Consider the following 20,140-nt stretch of genomic DNA (forward strand, 5'->3'; position numbering starts at 1 on the left):
TCACAAATATTTAACCGCTATGTCCTTTTCTCAGTTCGGCGACAAATTTACCCAACATTCCGGCATCTCACGTCTGATGGAAGATATGGGCGCGGGCCTCCGCACGCCCGGCACCATCATGCTGGGTGGCGGCAATCCGGCGCAAATTCCGGCCATGAACGACTACTTTCAGCAACTGCTGCAGCAGATGCACGAGGAAGGCAAACTCAGCGAAGCGCTGTGCAATTATGACGGTCCGCGTGGCAAAGCGACGCTGCTGGCGTCACTGGCTGAATTGCTGCGTGAACAGCTTGGCTGGCCGATCACCGCAGAGAATATCGCACTGACCAACGGCAGTCAGAGCGCTTTCTTCTATCTGTTTAACCTGTATGCCGGTCGCCGGGCCGATGGCAGCAAGAAGCGAGTGCTGTTCCCGCTGGCGCCTGAGTATCTTGGCTATGCGGATGCCGGTCTGGAAGAGGCGCTGTTTGTCTCGGCGAAGCCGAACATTGAGCTGCTGCCGGAAGGCCAGTTTAAATATCATGTCGATTTCGAGCATCTGCCGATGAACGATGAGGTCGGGCTGATCTGCGTCTCGCGCCCGACAAATCCTACCGGTAATGTGATCACTGATGATGAGCTGATGCAGCTCGATGCGCTGGCACAGCAGCATGACGTGCCGCTGCTGATCGACAATGCCTATGGTGTGCCGTTCCCCGGCATCATCTTCAGCGAGGTGCGCCCGCTGTGGAATCCCAACATCATTCTCTGCATGAGTCTGTCGAAGCTCGGCCTGCCGGGTGCGCGTTGCGGCATTATTATTGCTGACGAGAAGACGATTACTGCACTGAGCAACATGAACGGCATTATCAGTCTGGCACCAGGCAGTATCGGTCCGGCCATCGCCAATGAGATGATTCGTCGCGGCGATCTGTTGCGGCTCTCCGAAGAGGTGATCAAGCCGTTCTACCAGCAGAAGGTGCAGCAGACCATCGCGATCCTGCGGCGCTATCTGCCGGAAGATCGCTGCCTGATCCACAAGCCGGAAGGCGCGATTTTCCTCTGGCTCTGGTTCCGCGATCTGCCGATCACCACTGAATTGCTTTATCAGCGGCTGAAAGCGCGCGGCGTGTTGATGGTGCCAGGCCACTTCTTCTTCCCGGGGCTGGAGCAGGCGTGGCCACACACCCATCAATGTATGCGGATGAACTACGTGCCGGATGCAGAGAACATCGAGCGGGCAGTGCAGATTCTGGCGGAAGAGGTTGAGATCGCCTGGCGCGACAGCTAATCCTGCTCTTCCTGTGGATCGGTTAACGACAGCTGGCACCACTGTGCCAGCTGTTTAATGGCCTGTTCCACCTCAGCATTCCAGCCGAAACCGGCATTCAGCCGGAAACAGTGATCGTAGCGCTGGTCGGTGGCAAAAATGTGGCCCGGCGCAATGCCGATGCCCGCATTACGCGCTTTCAGAAACAGCTCACGCACGTTCAGCGCCTTTCCCGGCATCTCGACCCACAGCACATAGCCTCCTTCCGGATCGGACACGCGTGTTCCCGCCGGAAATTCCCGCAGCACCGACTGACGCATCTCACGGATTTGCCGCGCCAGCTCGCGACGCAGCTTGCGCAGATGCGCATCATAGCCCCCGCTGCGCAGCAACTCCGCCACCGCCGCCTGTGACAACACCGAGGTGCCCATCGTAGAGGTATATTTCAGCGAGGCGATTTTGCGCATGTAATTGACGCTGTGAACCCAGCCAATGCGAATGCCAGGTGCCACGGTTTTGGAAAAGCCGCTGCAGAGAATGGCGTTGGGGCTAAAGGCGCGCATCGGGAAGGGGCGACGCTCACCAAAGGCGGTATCGCCAAAAATATCATCCTCGATGATCACCACATCGTTTTCATCCGCCTGCCGCGCAATATAGGCTTTATGCTCGTTAGGAATGCTCTTGCCCAGCGGATTATTGACGTTGCACAGGGTCAGAAAAACCCGTACCGCCTTGCGCTGAAACAGACCGGTCAGCTTCGCCACATTCACATACCCTTCCGGCCCGGCTTCCACTTCAATCACCCGTAAATTGAGATTGTGCAGCATCTGCAGCAGCACGAAGTAGCAGGGCGACTCGACTGCCACCACATCGCCCGGCTGGGTGGTAGCACGCAGCGACAGCGAGATCGCCTCAATACAGCCGTTGGTGATCAGAATGTCGTCGGCGCTGATATTGCAGCCGTAATCGACCGCGCGACGGGCAATCTCCGTTTTCAGTGGCGTATAGCCTGTACCTTTGACCGTATTGCCGAGCAGCGCCGGTTTGCTGTAGCCCATCTGGCGCATCAGCAGGCCGATGCGCTTGACCGGGTAAAGTGCGCTGTCGCCGTTAGCCAGATCGAGACGCACCCGGCAGTCTGAGCCGAGCATCGCCAGATGCAGTTCTGTCTGCTCATCCAGCGGCGCGATGGCGCGCGGCTGTTCGCTGACGGCGGGCAACTGACGCGAAGCGGGCCGCTGCGGGGCGACAAAAAAGCCCGATTTAGGGCGGGCGACGGCGTAGCGCTCATCTTCCAGCGTGCGCAGGGTTTTCAGGGCGGTGGTGAGGCTGACATTGTACTGCGTCGCCAGCGTCCGCACCGACGGCAGACGACTGTCGGGTGCCAGTGAACCGGCATGAATGGCCTGCTTAATCTGTTCTGCGATCTGGCGGTAACGACTGTTCTGACTCTCCTGTTCCCCGATAACATCGGCCATCTGTTCCACCCCATATCGCGCTGATCTGTGCATATTCAACAGAGTACATTCAAAGTACTTTAGGCTGCATCTCTTAATTATTCATGACGCTAAACGGCCCGGCTACCTCGTCAGCCGCCGGGCTTCAGGCCATAAAGTGATTCTGTTCACCTGAGGGAAACGTGAAAAATGAATAATCTGCCCGCCATGATGAAGGAGATTGAAGCGTATCTGTCACCCGCCATTATTGAGTCAGCTCAGCGCTGCTCTGGCCGCCTGATGGCGGCGTTGCCGGATCAGCAGCAACTGGAGAATAACCGTGTACTGCTCGCTTATGGCGGCGGAAAAGACAGCAGCTACATGGTGGCCTACGTGCGCTACATTCAGGGCCTCATCTGGCAGCAACAGGGCAGCACCTTTCATCTGCGGGTCAGCACCAACCGCCATGCAGCGATGAATCAGAGCGTGATGGAGAATATCCACGGTGTTTATCAGGCGCTGGCCATGCATGACGATGACCGGGCGGAGTGTCTGGTGGTGGATGGCCTGCTGATCCGGCCATTTGACCGGGCATTGCCGATGCCGGAGAGCGTGCGGCAGCAGAACCGTAATGACGTACTGATGAATGGCCACCGCTTTCGCGCCGATGCGCGCTCCACCTTCTGCAACGCCTGTAATCTCAGCATGGTGAACTCCTTTGGCCTGGCGGCAGACTATAACGGCGGGGTGGATATGATTATCACCGGTGACTCGCCGCAGGAGCAGGCCGCCTATGTCGCCTGGGCTCGGCACCTTTCCCGGCTATTTGATGCGCCGGTAGCGGACAAAAGCCGGGGCTTTAGCGGATTTCTTCAGACGCTGGACGGTGTGGCTGAGCGCTACTTCTCTGACGTTTACGGGGCCGATCAGCTGACGCCCGCGCACCGCATCACCCATCAGCTCGCACGTGACCCGCTGTTTTTCAACATTTATCAGGACACCGCCTATGAAGCGGGCGCGCACTGGGCGCTGCTCAGCGAATTTATGCGCTTCCGTTTTGATGAACTGATGTTCAGCTTTTCCGAGTCCGACTGCGGTAATCCAACGCTGATGGCGCATCTGCGCGGACTGCGGGCTGAAACGCTGCTGCAGCGCCACTATGCCGAAGGGATCCGCGAGTATGTGCGCTTCGCGCTGGGGCTGATGGTGAAGAAAGATTTTCCGTCCGCGCTCATTAATGAGATGGCGGCGCGCTATCAGGACGACGACGCCATCCGGCAGCAGCGGCAGCGCGCGGCAGATTTCGCCATGCAGGCGTTTAACCTCAGTGAAGATCAGCTGATCTGCATGATTTACTCACCCTTCCTGGCGCACGGAGAGCAGCTGGGACACTGGCTGTCGCAGCAGCAGATTGCGCTGGAGGAAGCCGCTATTCGCGATCTGATTGAACAACGCAATAACGACGTCGAACTGGCTCAGCAGTTAACACAGCTCTCCGGCCTGACGCTGACGCAGATGCGCCACTGCTGGCAGAGCAGGCCGGTCAGTTCGCTGCTGGAGGGCAAAAGTACCGATCCGCTGTCGCGCGTCCTGCGTTTTGATCCTCACAAAGCGGTGATTCAGGTCAATAACGGTGTGCTCAATGACATCGTGACAGAAATCATTTCCGGGCGTTAACCCGGTAAGGCGAGGCGATGAAAAAGATTTTCCTGCAAATTGGCGCCACCCGCGACGGACAAAATCCTTATTGCGCGGTGGCGAAGCGCGACGGCTATTTTACCGTGCTGGCGGAAATGGGTGATTTTGTCGATTACCAGTCGCTCAGTCTGGCGTTGCCGTTTGATCTGATTATTCGCCTCGACCGTCCTGAGAATCCGTGGGAGCTCATGCAGGCTTATCTGCATGCCGGTTTACTGGCGCATCCGTTGGTGGTGCTGGCAGGCTTTGAAGCTTACAACGCCAGCGCCGGACGGCTGCGTGAGATGCTGGCCGGGCCAGACGCGCCTGCCGCCTTTATTCCCATGGATAAATATGCGCAGCGCATGGCGCTGAAAAAAGCCTGGCCGCGCTTCCCGCAGCCAGAGTTCCGCTTTTTCGCGTCACCGCTCAGCATTCTGGATGCGGAACAGGCGCTGATCTATCCGTGTGTCGTGAAACCAGTGGATGGCGGCGGCGGCCTGGGCATCTTTCTGATTGAACGCGCCGATCAACTGCGCAGTGTGGTGAAACAGCTGGTGCAGACCATGAACTATGGCGGTCGCGGCTTCAGCGGCTTTATTGTGGAAAGTGCGCTGACAGGCACTGAGTTTTCGTTGCAGGGTGTGGTGCATCAGGGGCATCCCCAGGCACTGACCTGCTGCCAGAAGGTGATTGAGCAGCACCGGGATAGCCAGGGATGCGTCAGTTTTTATGAGTCGGGGCATGTAGCAATGGCGGCAGCGGCCTTGCCGGCATCGTTCAGTAGCCTGATGACCTTCTGTTGTGAAACCTTTGGCTATCGTCAGGGCGCGTTTCATATCGATTTTATTGTGGTTAATGGCGTACCGCATTTCCTTGAGATGGGATTCCGGCTTTCCGGCATGGGGGTGGCAATGCTGGTGCAGGAGGCAACGGGCATCAACTGGGCGGATGTCACCTTCCGGCTGGAGGCGGGCGATCCACTGCCTGCTTTTGCTTTCACCGGATCCGGTGCGGTTGGACAGCTGCGGTTACGGCAACCGGCGCAGCTGCAGGCTGCCGAAAGCTGGATCGAACAGCATCAGCAGGGTGCGCTGTTGCCCCCCCTCAGATTGCCTGCACTGCAGGTTTCGCCACGCTCCTCGCTCTATGCCGATCTGACCCGTCATGCGGGTATCCTCGCCACCTTCAGTCTGACAGATACAGCACGTGAGCCAATCATGACCACGTTTAAGCAGGTGATTGCCGCGCAGTCAGTCACCGCCGGGAGAGACAAAGTATGTGCAGGATGATTCTGGCATATGGCCAGTTTGACAGCGCACAGATCCTGGAGGCAGCACGCGCCATGAGCTGCGGCGAAGGCGCCGAACACGATGGCCCGATCAAATCGCATCCCAATGGCTGGGGCTGTCTGTGGCTGGAACAGGGCGAGATTCACACCCTGCATGGCACCGGCCCGTTCGCAGACGCCCTGCCGGGTATTGACGTGGATCGTCTGCGCAGTCGGTTTCTGGCCGTACATGTGCGTCACGCCACATTGAGTAAAAATCAGGGGATCGAGTTTTCGCATCCGCTGTGGCGCAACAGCGCCGGACATCAGTGGTACATGATGCATAACGGCTTTCTGCCGACCATTTACCGTCAGCTTGGTCTGGCGGAATCACGCTTCGATTCTGAAGAGTATCTGCGCTATTTAGTGGATCAGACTACCCCTGCTGATTTCACCCGGGACTATCTGCGTGCAAAGATGGCGCAGGTTGAGCCAGGCGGCAGCGCAGGCAATGCCATTTTCGTCACCCGCGACAAAGCCTGGGCGTGGCAGTGGTATCCGCACGACACCCCCTGGCCGGACTATTTTACGATGCATTTTCGGCAACAGGACGGTTGCACGCTGATCGCCTCTGAACCCGTGGCAATACCAGGCAGCGCCGGCAGCTGGCGGCGAATGAATAATCATGAACTCTATGAAATACCGTTTAGGGAGTGATAAACATGGCAATTTTCAATCAGTTCCGCGTGATTAATCCCAACATGTTTGTGGAATCGACCTGGCTGGATGACATCGTCACTGCACGGGTGCCGCTACTGGTGTTGCGTAACTTTCTGACGCCAGACGTGCGGCAAGCCGTGGTGACTGACCTGCAGAGCTGCCGGGAAAAGATCCGTGTCTCTCACTATCCCAATGGCGCGCTGACCACGCTGGGTCCCTATCTGGCTCGCCATACGGCGGCACCTGATAACTATTTCACTGAGCTGCGCGATATCCAGCCTGCGCTCCCGGAATCACTCAACACACTGCGCGAACAGATTTACCGCTGGGTGCAGCACGCGCTGCGGCTGGAGAGCTTAAACATCGCCCACGAACCGGGTTGTGGTGACTACGCCGGTTCTATCGTGCGCTTTCATGCTGATGGCGTCGCGAACCCGCTACATAACGACAATATCGTGCGCGATGCTGCAGGAACCTCCCTGGTTGTGACACAAATATTGCATCAGCTCAGCTGCGTGGTCTGCCTGCAGGAGTGCAGCGCGGGTGGTGCGCTGCGCATCTACAACAAAAAGTGGTCGCCGGAGGATGAGCAGTTCAAAACCGCCGGTGAGCTGGGCTATCGCAGTGGGGTCATTGATCACAGCGAGATCTGCGAATTTTCACCGCGCAGTGGCGATGTCTATCTGTTTAATCCCGCTTTTTATCATGAGATTGATCGGGTCGAAGGCGATACCCGTATCACGATGGGGTTCTTTTTCGGGCTGACCGATAAAAAGATGAAACATGCTATCGCCTGGAGCTAAGCCAGGTTGTGCCATTAAGTTGTGCCAGAAAAGGAGAAGGGAATGACGACGTTTGAAAAGATTACTGCGCTGCTGGATCAGCATCAGGCCAGCTACCGTGTTGTGGAGCATGAGGCGGTAGGGCAAACCGAGCAGATCAGCCAGATACGCGGCAACGCACTGGGTCAGGCGGCCAAAGCGATGGTGCTGGAGGTGAGCATGCCGGATGGTGCGCCCTCGCGACAGCTGCTGGCCATTGTGCCGGGCGACTGCCGGATCAATTTTAAAAATGCGGCGCGCGCGATCGGTGGCAAAAAATCCTCTTTCGCCGCGCCGGAGCTGGCACAGGCACTGACCGACTGTGTCATGGGCGCTGTGCCGCCATTTAGTTTTGATGACCGGCTGGCGCTGCGGGTGGATTCCCGGCTGCAACAGGTCGGCACATTATGGTTTAACGCGGGCGAACTGGAGAAGTCGATCGCGCTGGCTGCAGAGGATTATTTTCGCATCGTGGGGGACGCGTGTTGTGCTGATATCGCCACCCCGATTGCGGTCACCGCCTGACGGCGGCACAAGGAGTTTCTGATGTCGGTAAAAGATATGCTGTTAGCGCTGTGCGTGGTGGTGGCGTGGGGCGTGAATTTTGTGGTGATTAAGCTGGGGCTGCAGGGCATGCCGCCCTTTTTGCTCGCCGGACTGCGTTTCTCTCTGGTCGCCTTTCCCGCCATTTTCTTTGTGCGTCGCCCGCCGATCCCGCTGCGCTGGCTGGTCGTTTACGGCATGACCATCAGTTTTGGTCAGTTCGCGTTTCTGTTCCTGGCGATCAAACTTGGTATGCCAGCCGGTCTGGCCTCGCTGGTGCTGCAGGCGCAGGCCTTCTTTACCCTGTTGCTGGGCGCGCTGCTGCTGGCGGAAAAGCTGCGCTGGAATCATATTGTCGGGATTATCATCGCCACGCTGGGGATGTTTATGCTGGCAACAGCAGGCATGGAAGGGCAGACCAGCGCCGGTATTACGCTGACCACCATGATGCTGACACTCTCGGCGGCGCTGTCATGGGGGCTGGGCAATATCACTAATAAGATCATTATGCGGAACCGCAGTGTGCCGATCATGTCGCTGGTGGTCTGGAGTGCACTGGTACCGGTCATTCCCTTCTTTGCCTGCTCTCTGCTGTTTGATGGCGAGGCCGCCATCGTTAACAGCCTGCTGCATATCGGCCTGCAGACCTTGCTGGCGCTGTTCTATCTGGCGTTTGTCGCCACCATTGTGGGCTATGCCATCTGGGGGAATCTGCTAAGTCGCTATGAAACCTGGCGCGTCGCGCCGCTGTCGCTGCTGGTGCCGGTCGTGGGGATTGTTACCGCTGCACTGGTGCTGGATGAGCATCTCTCCGGGCAGCAGATGCTGGGCGCGGCAGTGATTATTCTGGGGTTGCTGGTCAATGTGTTTGGTGGCGTGCTGGGTCAGCGTTTAGCGATGAGAACGCAGCCGTAAAGTTAAAAAACGCCGCTGCCACGGCGTTAGAGGTTGTTGATAAAATCTGACCCGGTTAGCTGTGAGACCGAGCAAGCGCAGGAAGCACGGTCAGATCGGAAAGACGCCAAAACCGCCCTCCATGGCACGCTCGGCCCGCGCGATTACGCACCTCATCCCTGAGGTGCGCCCGTTGCCGGGCCAACGCTTCGCGTTGTTCAAAAACGCTCCCGACGTTTTTGTCCATGGCACGGGACGCTTTCCTCTTCTGCCCGTGTTTCCTGCGCGTTGAGTTTACTCGTTGCGGCCAGATTCACCCTGATTTGGGTATGCCAGCAGTCTGAAACGCCGCTGACGCTGCGTATGCTCCCTGAGCCTGCGCTCCCACTGACATCAAAAACAAAAAACGCCGCATTAGCGGCGTTTGTCATAGTTAATACAGAATCTCAATCTTACTTCAGAATCTCAATACGGCGTGGTTTCGCCTCTTCCGGCACCAGACGTTCAAGGTCGATGCTCAGCAGACCATTTTCGAGACGGGCATCGCGCACCACAATGTGGTCGGCGAGCTGGAATTTACGCTCAAAGTTGCGCTCGGCGATTCCCTGATACAGGTATTTACGCTCGGCCTGCTCTTCAGGATGGGCTCCCCGCACAATCAGCACGTTATCGTGCGCTGTAATATCCAGTTCGCTCTGAGAAAAACCGGCCACCGCAATCGTAATGCGATAGTGATTTTCATCGACCAGTTCTACGTTATAAGGAGGATAGCCGCCATTGCTCTGGTTCTGATTAGATTCGAGCAGGTTAAACAGGCGATCAAAACCGATAGCAGAGCGATAAAGTGGGGTGAGATCAAAGTTACGCATATTAAGACTCCTGAAGTTCAGCAAGTTTTGGCAACCTTCCACTAGTGGACAGGCTGGATACGGCACCTCACTGTCCCTTGCGGCAACCGTGAGTGCGTCCGTAAAGTAAAAATGGGTGTCAGAAGAGGATTTTCAAGAGGGTAAAATGCAATTTTTTTCGCCAATCTGAGGAAATGACATACACTCAGGACTACTTTTGCCAGACCAGAACGGACTTCGCCCCAGAGTGTTGACGTTGTCTGGCAAGCAAACTCAGCCAGGCTTATGCCATGACTGAAGGGATGATGATGATGAAATTAAAGACCTTACCTCTGGCTGGAATAGTGTGCTGCGCAATGGTGACAACCGGCTGTTCCAGCGTGATGTCTCACACCGGTGCGAGTCAGGGCTACTATCCCGGCACCCGTGCCAGCGCTGACATGCTGGCCGATGGTGATACCAGCTGGGCGCTGAAGCCGCTGGCGTTAATCGATCTTCCTTTCTCTGCCGTGCTGGATACGCTGCTGCTGCCGTGGGACTACTACCGTAGCGACCAGGACAAAACTCTCGACTCCCCACGTGAACGCATCCTGCAGAGCGAAAGACTCGCGCATACCAACGAAAGCCTGGCACAGGCGCAGCCTATGCCTCCTGTGCGGTCGCAGCCGCAACCGTAAAGAGTTGCCGCCAGCCATTCACCTCACGCATATAAGCAATCTGTGTACCGTCCGGTGACCAGACCACCGCGTCACCTGACGGTGTTTCTTCCGTTCTGCCGGTCAGCCGCTGACACGCGCCGCTCTCAATGTCACATCGCATCACGCTGTTATCACAGATAAAGGCAATCGTCTGGCCCTCAGGATGCCAGCTAAAGGCGGACTGAATGCTGTGGCTGAGATGGGTGATTTGACGCGGTTCGCCGCCGTTGGGCGACACCATCCAGAGCTGGATCACCTCTCCTGCATCTGCCATCAGAAACGCGATCTGGCTGCCATCCGGTGCAGCACGCAGCCAGTGGCGCGGTTGCAGCGCCACGCCGCGGCTGTGCGTCAGGCGACGCTGCTGCACGCCAGCCGGTGGTGCAGGTAACTGCTGGCTGCTGCCCTCCAGCGGCTTCTCTCCGGCACGGGCGTAATCCTCCAGCGCGTCAGGCAGATCAACAATAAAAACTTCAGGCCGTTTCTCGCCCTGTGCCGTCACGGTGTCGCCAATAAAAGCGATAGCCCAGCGCTGCCAGCTGCCGTCTGGTTTCTGATAACCGCGCTCACCGACCCAGCACTCCTCATAGGCACGATTGATCTGGTCGCTGCCGGGTTGTGGTTCCGCATGCGTCTGGCTCACCAGCACGCAGAAAAAAGTGCCGTCATATTCACGCGGATGCTGCTTTACAGGCGTGACAGCACACAGCGGCACGCCGACGCCGACGTTGCGCAGATCCAGACGGCTATCCAGCTCATGCATCACGTGGTCATTGTAGGTAAAGCTCAGGCGTGAACCATCAGGACTAAAGACATGCACATGCGAACCGCCACGCAACGCGCCAGGGGTGAACGGCGGCGTGATATCGCAGGCATCCAGATTCACCGCCGTGCCGTTCTGAACGATCACACCGCGCCGGTGGTGGAAATCATACTGCCAGCTGGCATCGGGATGTTCCGGGCCATGAATGCAGACGTAGCGTGGCGGCAGGTCGGGACTGACCGTAACGACACCGACGTGGGCTCCGTGTCGGGCCTGATAGAGCACCTCTACCTCTCCGGTCATCACATTGACCCGCTCAATGGTCTGGCTGGTAAACGACGCGCCCGAGGGACGGACGTCAAACGCCAGCCACTGACTGTCGGCAGTCCAGACATTGATATTGGTGAGCTGATGCTGACGGGCAGCAAAGGTGATCTGTTTTTCTGACATGATAAAACCCACGGAGACAGCGTTGCCCGACAAATTACGCGATTCTGTTTTGCGGTGCAGCTTTTTTGCCGGATGCAGGGAGCCGGGCCGCTGCGGCCCGGCAGAGAACAGAGCCGTTAAAGCACTAACTCTTCAATGGCATGCGCCACACCATCTTCCATATTGGTTTTGGTGATGAACTGCGCGATTTTCTTAACAGAATCAATGGCATTACCCATTGCGACGCCGGTTCCGGCGTATTCAATCATCGCCAGGTCATTCTCCTGGTCGCCAATCGCCATCACCTCTTCCTGCTTAAGACCGAGCTTGTCAGCCAGCATTTTGACGCCCTGGCCTTTATTCACCCGACGATCGAGAATTTCCAGGTAGTAAGGCGCGCTCTTCAGGATGGTGTAAGTCTGGTGAGCATGTTCGGGCAGACGGGCAATCGCTGCGTCGAGCAGGTCCGGGCGGTCAATCATCATCAGTTTCGGGAAGCGCGTGGTGCGATCCATCTCTTCCACGGCGCGATAGCGCACCGGAATGCCGGTCAGGCTCGCTTCATGGATGGTGTATTCACTGATGTCTTTATTGGGTGTGTAGAGATGGGATTTGTCGAACGCCTGGAAATGCACACCAAGCTCGCGCGCCAGATTCTCGATGTAGAGGTAGTCGTCAAAGGTCAGCGTCACTTCCGCCACGCACTCACCATCTTCGGCCTGATGAACCAGCGCACCGTTGTTGCTTATCGCATACTGGCCGGGCGTCTGCATATCCAGCTCCATCAGATAGCGCTGGATACCCACAAATGGCCGGCCGGTGGTCAGCACAATCGACACACCTTTCTGGCGGGCGCGATCCAGGGCAGATTTCACCCCTGGTGTGATCTCATGTTGCGGGTTGAGCAGGGTGCCATCCATGTCGATAGCGATCAATTTAATAGCCATACAATCCTCGTAGCGTCTGGGTTTTATTCAATGCTAGCGCGATTCAGCGCACATTGACCAGCTTCATGGCAGGCAGGAACGGGCAGCAAACCGCTGGGTGCAGGCGATAAGGAGATCGCGGTGGATTTAAATCACGGCTTTTCGGATAGTTGCGGGTTTGCCTGGCGAACAGCAGGGGTGCGGCCTGACGGATTTTCGTCCGTACAGTAAAAAAAAGGCCATCACCTGAGTGATGGCCTGTTACGTCCGCTGCCGGTTAGATATCGATATTGGCGGCTTTCAGCGCATTCTCTTCGATGAAGGCGCGACGCGGTTCCACCGCATCGCCCATCAACGTAGTGAACAGCTGGTCAGCGCCAATCGCATCTTTAATGGTGACGCGCAGCATACGACGGCTGTCTGGATCCATGGTGGTTTCCCACAGCTGATCCGGGTTCATCTCACCCAGACCTTTGTAGCGCTGGACGGAGAGGCCACGACGCGACTCTTTCACCAGCCACTCAATCGCCTGTTCGAAACTTGCCACTGGCTGACGACGTTCGCCACGCTCAATGTAAGCATCTTCTTCCAGCAGACCACGCAGCTGGCTACCCAGCGCGCAGATTTTGCGATACTCAGGCCCCTGAATGAAATCCGCTTCCAGCGGATAGTCGGTATCCACACCGTGGGTACGGACGCGCAGCACCGGCTCGAACAGGTTCGTTTCGCGGTTTTCACGCACCTGTGCCAGATAGGTGCTGCCGTGCGCTTCGCGTTCGGTCAGATAGCTCACCAGACCGTTCAGCCAGGTCGTGACCTCTGCTTCGTTGCTCAGATCGCTCAGCGTGTCGTGATAAATCATCGCGCGCAGCATCGCCATCGGATAACGGCGCTCCATACGCTTGATCATCTTCTGGGTGCTGTTGAAATCAGAGACCAGTGTTTCCAGCGGCTCACCGCCCAGCGCGGGTGCGCTGGCATTGGTGTGCAGCGTCGCACCATCAAGTGCAATAGCGATCTGGTATTGATCCATCGCCTCGTCATCTTTGATGTACTGCTCCTGCTTACCTTTCTTCACTTTGTAGAGTGGCGGCTGGGCGATATAAACATGGCCGCGCTCAATGATTTCAGGCATCTGACGATAGAAGAAGGTCAGCAGCAGGGTGCGGATGTGTGAACCATCGACGTCGGCATCGGTCATGATGATGATGCTGTGATAACGCAGCTTGTCCGGGTTGTACTCATCGCGACCAATACCACAGCCCAGCGCGGTGATCAGCGTGGCAACTTCCTGGGAAGCAAGCATCTTGTCGAAACGCGCTTTCTCAACGTTAAGGATTTTACCTTTCAGCGGCAGAATCGCCTGGTTCTTACGGTTACGGCCCTGTTTAGCCGAGCCGCCTGCGGAGTCACCCTCCACCAGGTAGATTTCGGACAACGCCGGGTCGCGTTCCTGGCAATCCGCCAGTTTGCCTGGCAGACCTGCCAGATCCAGCGCGCCTTTACGGCGGGTCATTTCACGGGCGCGGCGGGCCGCTTCACGGGCACGGGCTGCGTCGATGATTTTGCCGACGACGATTTTGGCGTCTGATGGATTTTCCAGCAGGTATTCTGCCAGCAGCTCATTCATCTGCTGCTCAACCGCCGATTTCACCTCGGAGGAGACCAGTTTATCTTTGGTCTGCGAGGAGAATTTTGGATCCGGCACTTTCACCGACACTACGGCGATCAGACCTTCACGGGCATCATCACCGGTGGCGCTGACTTTGGCTTTCTTGCTGTAACCCTCTTTGTCCATGTAGGCATTCAGGGTACGGGTCATCGCCGCACGGAAACCGGCGAGGTGTGTACCACCGTCACGCTGCGGGATATTGTTGGTAAAGCAGTAGATGTTTTCCTGGAAACCGTCGTTCCACTGCAGTGCCACTTCCACACCGATGCCATCTTTCTCAGTAGAGAAATAGAACACGGTAGGGTGAATAGGGGTTTTGTTTTTGTTCAGGTACTCAACAAACGCCCGGATGCCGCCTTCGTAATGGAAGTGATCGTTTTTGCCATCGCGCTTATCTTCCAGACGAATAGACACGCCCGAGTTGAGGAATGAGAGTTCACGCAGGCGTTTCGCCAGAATGTCATACTCAAAATCGCGCACGTTGGTAAAGGTTTCGTGGCTCGGCCAGAAACGCACGCGGGTCCCGGTAATGTCGGTTTCACCCGTTACCGCCAGCGGTGCCTGCGGTACGCCATGGACGTAAACCTGCTGATGCACTTTGCCTTCGCGACGAATGGTCAGCTCCAGCTTCTGCGACAGGGCGTTAACCACGGAGACGCCCACGCCATGCAGGCCGCCGGAGACTTTATAGGAGTTATCATCGAACTTACCGCCAGCATGCAGCACGGTCATGATCACTTCAGCGGCAGAGATGCCCTCTTCTTCGTGAATACCGGTTGGAATGCCGCGTCCATCATCCTGCACCGAAACGGAGTTATCCGCGTGGATGGTGACCACAATGTCACTACAGTGACCAGCGAGCGCTTCGTCGATTGCGTTATCCACGACCTCGAATACCATGTGATGCAGACCGGTACCGTCATCGGTATCGCCGATATACATGCCCGGGCGTTTGCGTACCGCATCAAGTCCTTTCAGGACTTTAATACTTGAGGAGTCATAAGAATTCGACATCAACGTTTCTCGCTCATTTTAATCTTCAGGTTGAACCGCTATTTTACCCTGTTCCACGCGGAACATCTTGCCCTTTTCGTCAGTCATGTCGATTACATGCCCGGCAGAAATAGCGCTGACAAACACCTGCGCCTGAGTGGCTTTTAACCGGTCCGCCAGCAGGCGTCGTCGGCTCTCATCCAGCTCAGAAGCAAAGTCATCAATGAGGTAAATACAGCGGCGTCCGCTCTGGCTTGTCAGGAACTCGCCCTGTGCCAGACGCAATGCACACATCAGCAGTTTTAACTGCCCGCGTGAGAGTAAATCTTCCACCGGCGTCCCTTCAGCCCGAATACGAAAATCGGCTTTATGGGGGCCGCTGGCGGTATAGGTCAGCGCACGATCGCGCTCGAAGTTACGTTCCAGCAGTTCGCCGTAATCACTCTCTTTGTCCCAGCCACGCTGGAAGGAGAAGCGCAGTTCAAACTCTGGCAGAAACTGGCTACAGGTGGCGGTGATCTCTGCAGATATTGCCGCACTGTATTCCGCCCGCCACTGGCTAATCTGTTCAGCCAGCGGAACCAGCTCCTGATCCCAGGGACGAATCTGGCTGTAACGTGAGACCTGGCGAAGCGCCGCATTCCGCTGTTTAAGCAGGCGACGCATATTGTTCCATGCGTTGAAAAAGCCGGGCGTGTTATGGAAACAGCCCCAGTCGACATAGGCCCGGCGGTATTTGGGACCGCCATTCAGCAGACTAAAACCTTCAGGCGTGATTAACTGCATCGGCAGCAGCTGCGCCAGCTCTGCGACTTTATGACCATCGCTGCCATCAATACGCACTTTGCTGTCACCGGCCCGGTTTTTGGTCAGCCCGACAGAAATTTCCCGCTCTGCGTTTTCCAGACGCCCGTGCAACACGAACGCCGCCTCGTCGTGACGAATGACGCGACCCGCCTGCAAACTGCGAAACGATCGACCATGCCCCAGCGTATGAATCGCCTCTAAAACGCTGGTTTTCCCACTGCCATTGGCACCCACCAGGAAATTAAATCCGGGGGCCAGTTGCAGGTCGGCCTGCTCGATATTACGAAAATCTTTGATAAGAAGGCGGGTTAAAGCCATGAATCAATCCAGCGTGAAGGGCAATAAAGTTTTTGGACCTGGCGATCAAGTGCGTTAACGGCAAAGCAGGTTTGGCCGACATCCCAGTCACGAGGCCGTCGGCGTCGCCGCTACGTTGCGCCTCGCCAGCGCACAGCCACCGGAGCGTACTGAAGTACGTGAGGATGGCGAGCACTGCCGGGGCACAACATAGCAAGTAAGCCAGGCCGATATATCACACCTACAAGCGCATGGGCATGACGACGTAAGCTGCTGCAGGACTCGCCACATCTTCGATCTGCACGCTCGACACTGAATCCGTCAGCAGCAGGCGGACGTTTTCGCACTTCAGCGCGTTCAGCACATCCAGCACGTAACTGACGTTAAAACCGATCTCCAGTTCCGTGCCGTTATAGCTGACATCCAGCATCTCTTCCGCTTCTTCCTGTTCAGGGTTATTGGCGGTAATTTTTAGCTGATTTTCGGTGATATAGAGGCGAACACCGCGGAACTTCTCGTTAGAAAGGATGGCAGCACGGGCAAAGGCCTGTTTGAGCAGATCGCAGCCCGCTTCCAGCACTTTATCGGGATTCTTCGGCAATACGCGGCGATAGTCAGGGAAGCGACCATCAACCAGCTTAGAGGTAAAGATATAGTCGCCGACGTGCGCGCGGATATTGCTGCCGCCAATCCGGACCTGCAGAGGCGTATCGCCGCCATCCAGCAGACGCAGCAGCTCAATGACGCCTTTACGTGGCACAATCACGGAATGACTCGGCAGTGCCTGACCAATCGGCATGGAGCAAACGGCCAGACGGTGACCATCAGTGGCTACAGTGCGCAGCTCTTCCCCTTCGGTTTCAAACATCATGCCGTTGAGGTAGTAACGCACATCCTGATGGGCCATCGAGAACTGAGTCGCTTCGATCAGCCGTTTCAGGGTCGCCTGCGGCAGGGTGAATTCAACTTCACTCTGCCAGTCATCGAGATTCGGGAAGTCACTGGCGGGCAGGGTCGACAGCGAAAAACGGCTGCGGCCAGAGCGAACCAGCATACGATCGCCTTCCAGCGCCAGCGTGATTTCTGCACCATCCGGCAATCCGCGACAGATATCCAAAAATTTTCGCGCCGGAACGGTGGTGGAGCCAGGCTCATGCGCCTGCGTCAGCGCCACACGTGCGACCATCTCCATTTCCAGATCGGTACCGGTCAGCAGCAGCGAACCTTCTGTAACCTGCAGCAGCAGGTTTCCGAGAATCGGCAGCGTCGGACGACCACCCAGTGGGCCACTAACTTGTTGCAGCGGCTTCAGCAGCTGCTCACGTTCAACAATAAATTTCATAGCGTCAGGAAGATAATGTTCTGATGAGATTAGAGAAATCTTCTTTGATATCGTGGCTCTCTTCACGCAGCTGCTCAATCTTGCGGCAGGCATGAAGCACCGTTGTGTGGTCGCGACCCCCAAAAGCGTCGCCAATTTCTGGCAAGCTGTGGTTCGTCAACTCTTTCGCCATCGCCATCGCCATCTGGCGCGGACGCGCTACCGAGCGCGAACGGCGTTTGGAAAGCAGATCTGCCACCTTAATCTTGTAGTACTCAGCCACGGTCTTCTGAATATTATCGATGGTGACCAGCTTTTCCTGCAGCGCCAGCAGATCGCGCAGCGCTTCACGCACGAAGTCGATGGTGATCGCCCGACCGGTAAAGTTAGCATTGGCGATGACGCGGTTCAGTGCACCTTCCAGTTCACGCACGTTAGAGCGCAAACGCTTGGCAATAAAGAAAGCAACTTCACCCGGCAGACGGATGTCGTTCTCATCCGCTTTTTTCATCAGGATCGCCACACGCGTTTCCAGCTCAGGCGGCTCGATCGCCACCGTTAAACCCCAGCCGAAGCGCGATTTAAGACGATCCTCTACACCGTTGATCTCTTTGGGATAGCGATCCGAGGTGAGGATGATCTGCTGATTGCCTTCTAATAAGGCATTAAAGGTGTGGAAGAACTCTTCCTGTGAGCGCTCTTTATTCGCAAAGAACTGAATGTCATCGATTAATAGCGCATCCACAGAACGGTAGTAGCGTTTGAACTCTTCAATTGCATTGTTCTGCAGCGCTTTAACCATATCCTGTACAAAACGCTCGGAGTGCATGTAAACCACTTTTGCATTGGGTTTGCGGGCAATAATGCCGTTGCCCACCGCATGCAACAGGTGCGTTTTACCGAGACCCGTGCCGCCATACAGAAAAAGTGGGTTATAAGCGCCGCCTGGATTATCCGCCACCTGACGTGCCGCCGCGCGCGCCAGCTGGTTGGATTTACCTTCAACGAAGTTATCGAAGTTATGACGGTTATTCACATTCGAGCGGTAAGTGACGTCGGCCGGAGCCGGGACATTATCCCAGCTGGGACGCATGATCTGCGCCGGGGCCGGACGAATATGGCTCTGTACGGGCATCACGGGCGCGCTGACGCTGGCCATGACGGGCTGGCTGACCGCTGCCGCTTGCTGCTGAACCGGGCGCGTACCTACTTCAAAACGCAGTGCAGGCACGTTTGGACCACAAAATTCATTTAGCAGTGCGTTGATGCTATTAAGGTATTTGTCCCGAACCCAGTCGAGTACGAAGCGATTTGGAGCATACAAGGCAAGCGTATTGTCGTTTAACTCAGCCTGGAGTGGACGGATCCACATGCTGAATTCGGTGGCAGGAAGCTCATCCTGCAAACGGGCAAGACACTGTTGCCAAAGCGTAAGTGACACGGCGGACTCCACTCGTACAAATTCGAAAAGAATAGTAGGCGTTACTCTAAGAAACGTTCATTTTTGACACAGACACTAAGAAAGCGCCTGCGACCGCTATCAGCGGTTTTCCGTCCTGCAATCACCGGAGGATCGTCAGCGGAAGGGCGGATCATAGCGCAAAGCGAGGCAGAGATCTCCCCTTTCTACACAGTTTTGATCCTTTTTATCCACAGGCCAGAGGCGCGCAAAGAAGTTTACGCCAGTTGCGGGAAAAACCAGCAGAGATCTGACGCAATAGATGAAAATTTCGGACGTTATCTCATTTTATCCCCAGGATCCGGTGAGCCGATCGCAATAAGATCCCGCGCGATCCTTGCGCTTTAGTGCGGAGCCCGTATAATTCTCCACCCGACAATGAGCCATCAGGCGCAAAGTCGGGACTCTGCGGGCTGTATGCGGGTTTTCAGGCACTATGACACGCGAAGTAAATTGACTCGGGACTGTACAATTATTACAATCCCGCCTCTTTATTAAAGACACATTGAGGCGTAGGTCGATTTTCTGGCCCGAAACGCGTCACCCAGTGAAAATTTTCAAGTTTAGGTAGAAACCGCCATGAAACGCACTTTTCAACCGTCCGTACTGAAGCGCAACCGTTCACACGGTTTCCGTGCTCGTATGGCAACAAAAAATGGTCGTCAGGTTCTGGCACGTCGTCGTGCTAAAGGCCGTTCTCGTCTGACCGTTTCTAAGTAATAAAGCAAGCCCTGATGGGTAAGCTCGCATTTCCCAGGGAGTTACGTTTGTTAACTCCCACTCATTTCACTTTCGTCTTCCAGCAGCCACAACGGGCTGGCACGCCGCAAATTACTATTCTCGGCCGCCTTAACGCGCTGGGGCATCCCCGCATCGGTCTCACCGTCGCTAAAAAACATGTGAAACGCGCTCATGAACGCAACCGGATCAAGCGATTGACCCGCGAAAGCTTTCGTCTGCGTCAACATGAACTGCCGTCGATGGACTTCGTGGTGGTCGCGAAGAAGGGGGTTGCCGATCTGGATAACCGTATGCTGGCGGAAGCGTTGGAGAAATTATGGCGTCGTCACTGTCGCCTGGCGCGCGGCTCCTGATCGTCCTGATACGCGTCTATCAACGCGGTATCAGTCCATTACTGGGACCACACTGTCGGTTTCACCCGACCTGCTCTCATTACGGAATTGAGGCATTACGCAGGTTCGGCCTGATAAAAGGCAGTTGGTTGACATTAAAACGCGTATTAAAATGCCACCCCTTGAACCCGGGTGGTGACGATCCTGTGCCGCCAAAAACCTTTGATACCAGAGAACATTAACG

At 56.2% G+C, this 20,140-nt stretch carries 19 protein-coding genes; 11 read left to right on the top strand and 8 right to left on the bottom strand.

Annotated features, from left to right (window positions below; genetic code table 11):
* Positions 1-19 precede the first annotated feature (19 nt).
* Entirely contained in the window at positions 20-1,270 is a 1,251-nt protein-coding gene (locus tag AC6I77_RS00200) for a valine--pyruvate transaminase (protein ID WP_078805074.1), read from the top strand.
* Here AC6I77_RS00200 and AC6I77_RS00205 read toward each other — a convergent pair.
* Complete coding sequence (locus AC6I77_RS00205; protein ID WP_485523575.1) at positions 1,267-2,727, bottom strand: aminotransferase-like domain-containing protein; 1,461 nt, start codon at positions 2,725-2,727, stop codon at positions 1,267-1,269. The genes AC6I77_RS00200 and AC6I77_RS00205 overlap by 4 nt on opposite strands.
* Positions 2,728-2,895: 168 nt before the next feature.
* Between AC6I77_RS00205 and AC6I77_RS00210 the strand changes: the two genes are divergently transcribed.
* From AC6I77_RS00210 to AC6I77_RS00235, 6 genes are read left to right on the top strand one after another with little or no spacing between them, the layout of a single operon-like run.
* On the top strand, positions 2,896-4,362 hold the full coding sequence (locus tag AC6I77_RS00210; protein ID WP_497816669.1) for a hypothetical protein: 1,467 nt from the start codon (positions 2,896-2,898) through the stop codon (positions 4,360-4,362).
* Between the two features lie 17 nt (positions 4,363-4,379).
* A complete protein-coding gene (locus AC6I77_RS00215) occupies positions 4,380-5,654 on the top strand; it encodes an ATP-grasp domain-containing protein (protein WP_039658662.1) in 1,275 nt (424 codons plus the stop codon).
* On the top strand, positions 5,642-6,349 hold the full coding sequence (locus AC6I77_RS00220; protein WP_003849615.1) for a class II glutamine amidotransferase: 708 nt from the start codon (positions 5,642-5,644) through the stop codon (positions 6,347-6,349). The genes AC6I77_RS00215 and AC6I77_RS00220 overlap by 13 nt, the downstream gene beginning before the upstream one ends.
* Before the next feature lie 5 nt (positions 6,350-6,354).
* Positions 6,355-7,155: a 2OG-Fe(II)-dependent halogenase WelO5 family protein gene (locus AC6I77_RS00225; protein ID WP_140034178.1), complete on the top strand. Its 801-nt coding sequence runs from the start codon at positions 6,355-6,357 to the stop codon at positions 7,153-7,155.
* A 42-nt stretch (positions 7,156-7,197) separates the two neighbouring features.
* Positions 7,198-7,698, top strand: a complete 501-nt coding sequence (locus AC6I77_RS00230; RefSeq protein WP_003849620.1) for a YbaK/EbsC family protein — start codon at positions 7,198-7,200, stop codon at positions 7,696-7,698.
* A gap of 21 nt (positions 7,699-7,719) precedes the next feature.
* On the top strand, positions 7,720-8,631 hold the full coding sequence (locus tag AC6I77_RS00235) for an EamA family transporter (RefSeq protein WP_485523576.1): 912 nt from the start codon (positions 7,720-7,722) through the stop codon (positions 8,629-8,631).
* 431 nt (positions 8,632-9,062) lie between these two features.
* Here the strand turns inward: AC6I77_RS00235 and ibpA are convergent, their stop codons facing one another.
* The gene (ibpA, locus tag AC6I77_RS00240; RefSeq protein WP_003849623.1) at positions 9,063-9,479 is read right to left on the bottom strand and encodes a small heat shock chaperone IbpA; all 417 of its coding nucleotides are present in this window, start codon (positions 9,477-9,479) and stop codon (positions 9,063-9,065) included.
* A gap of 287 nt (positions 9,480-9,766) precedes the next feature.
* Here ibpA and AC6I77_RS00245 point away from each other — a divergent pair, with 287 nt between their 5' ends.
* Positions 9,767-10,135 (top strand): YceK/YidQ family lipoprotein, encoded by a 369-nt coding sequence (locus tag AC6I77_RS00245; RefSeq protein ID WP_283543753.1) that lies wholly within the window; start codon positions 9,767-9,769, stop codon positions 10,133-10,135.
* On the opposite strand, the gene AC6I77_RS00250 is transcribed toward AC6I77_RS00245, so the two are convergent.
* From AC6I77_RS00250 to dnaA, 6 genes are all read right to left on the bottom strand, one after another.
* Positions 10,101-11,369 (bottom strand): YidR family protein, encoded by a 1,269-nt coding sequence (locus AC6I77_RS00250; protein WP_485523577.1) that lies wholly within the window; start codon positions 11,367-11,369, stop codon positions 10,101-10,103. The two genes, AC6I77_RS00245 and AC6I77_RS00250, sit on opposite strands and share 35 nt — an antisense overlap.
* Positions 11,370-11,485: 116 nt before the next feature.
* Positions 11,486-12,295, bottom strand: a complete 810-nt coding sequence (gene yidA, locus AC6I77_RS00255) for a sugar-phosphatase (RefSeq protein WP_485523578.1) — start codon at positions 12,293-12,295, stop codon at positions 11,486-11,488.
* 256 nt (positions 12,296-12,551) lie between these two features.
* The gene (gene gyrB / locus AC6I77_RS00260; protein ID WP_140034180.1) at positions 12,552-14,960 is read right to left on the bottom strand and encodes a DNA topoisomerase (ATP-hydrolyzing) subunit B; all 2,409 of its coding nucleotides are present in this window, start codon (positions 14,958-14,960) and stop codon (positions 12,552-12,554) included.
* A gap of 18 nt (positions 14,961-14,978) precedes the next feature.
* Positions 14,979-16,064, bottom strand: a complete 1,086-nt coding sequence (gene recF, locus AC6I77_RS00265) for a DNA replication/repair protein RecF (RefSeq protein ID WP_003849644.1) — start codon at positions 16,062-16,064, stop codon at positions 14,979-14,981.
* A 220-nt stretch (positions 16,065-16,284) separates the two neighbouring features.
* Entirely contained in the window at positions 16,285-17,385 is a 1,101-nt protein-coding gene (dnaN, locus tag AC6I77_RS00270) for a DNA polymerase III subunit beta (RefSeq protein WP_003849646.1), read from the bottom strand.
* A gap of 4 nt (positions 17,386-17,389) precedes the next feature.
* Positions 17,390-18,805 carry a chromosomal replication initiator protein DnaA gene (gene dnaA / locus AC6I77_RS00275; protein ID WP_003849649.1) on the bottom strand — a complete coding sequence of 472 codons (1,416 nt, stop codon included), beginning with the start codon at positions 18,803-18,805 and terminating at the stop codon, positions 17,390-17,392.
* 597 nt (positions 18,806-19,402) lie between these two features.
* On the opposite strand from dnaA, the gene rpmH reads away from it, so the two are divergent.
* The 3 genes from rpmH to yidD are packed head-to-tail and all read left to right on the top strand — an operon-like array spanning position 19,403 to position 20,138.
* Positions 19,403-19,543 carry a 50S ribosomal protein L34 gene (rpmH, locus tag AC6I77_RS00280; RefSeq protein ID WP_003849659.1) on the top strand — a complete coding sequence of 47 codons (141 nt, stop codon included), beginning with the start codon at positions 19,403-19,405 and terminating at the stop codon, positions 19,541-19,543.
* Between the two features lie 14 nt (positions 19,544-19,557).
* Positions 19,558-19,917, top strand: a complete 360-nt coding sequence (rnpA, locus tag AC6I77_RS00285; RefSeq protein WP_008926396.1) for a ribonuclease P protein component — start codon at positions 19,558-19,560, stop codon at positions 19,915-19,917.
* Entirely contained in the window at positions 19,881-20,138 is a 258-nt protein-coding gene (yidD, locus tag AC6I77_RS00290) for a membrane protein insertion efficiency factor YidD (RefSeq protein WP_008926397.1), read from the top strand. The genes rnpA and yidD overlap by 37 nt, the downstream gene beginning before the upstream one ends.
* The last annotated feature ends 2 nt before the right edge of the window (positions 20,139-20,140 follow it).

Source organism: Pantoea sp. X-Soil-ISGK-259, from assembly GCF_059730705.1.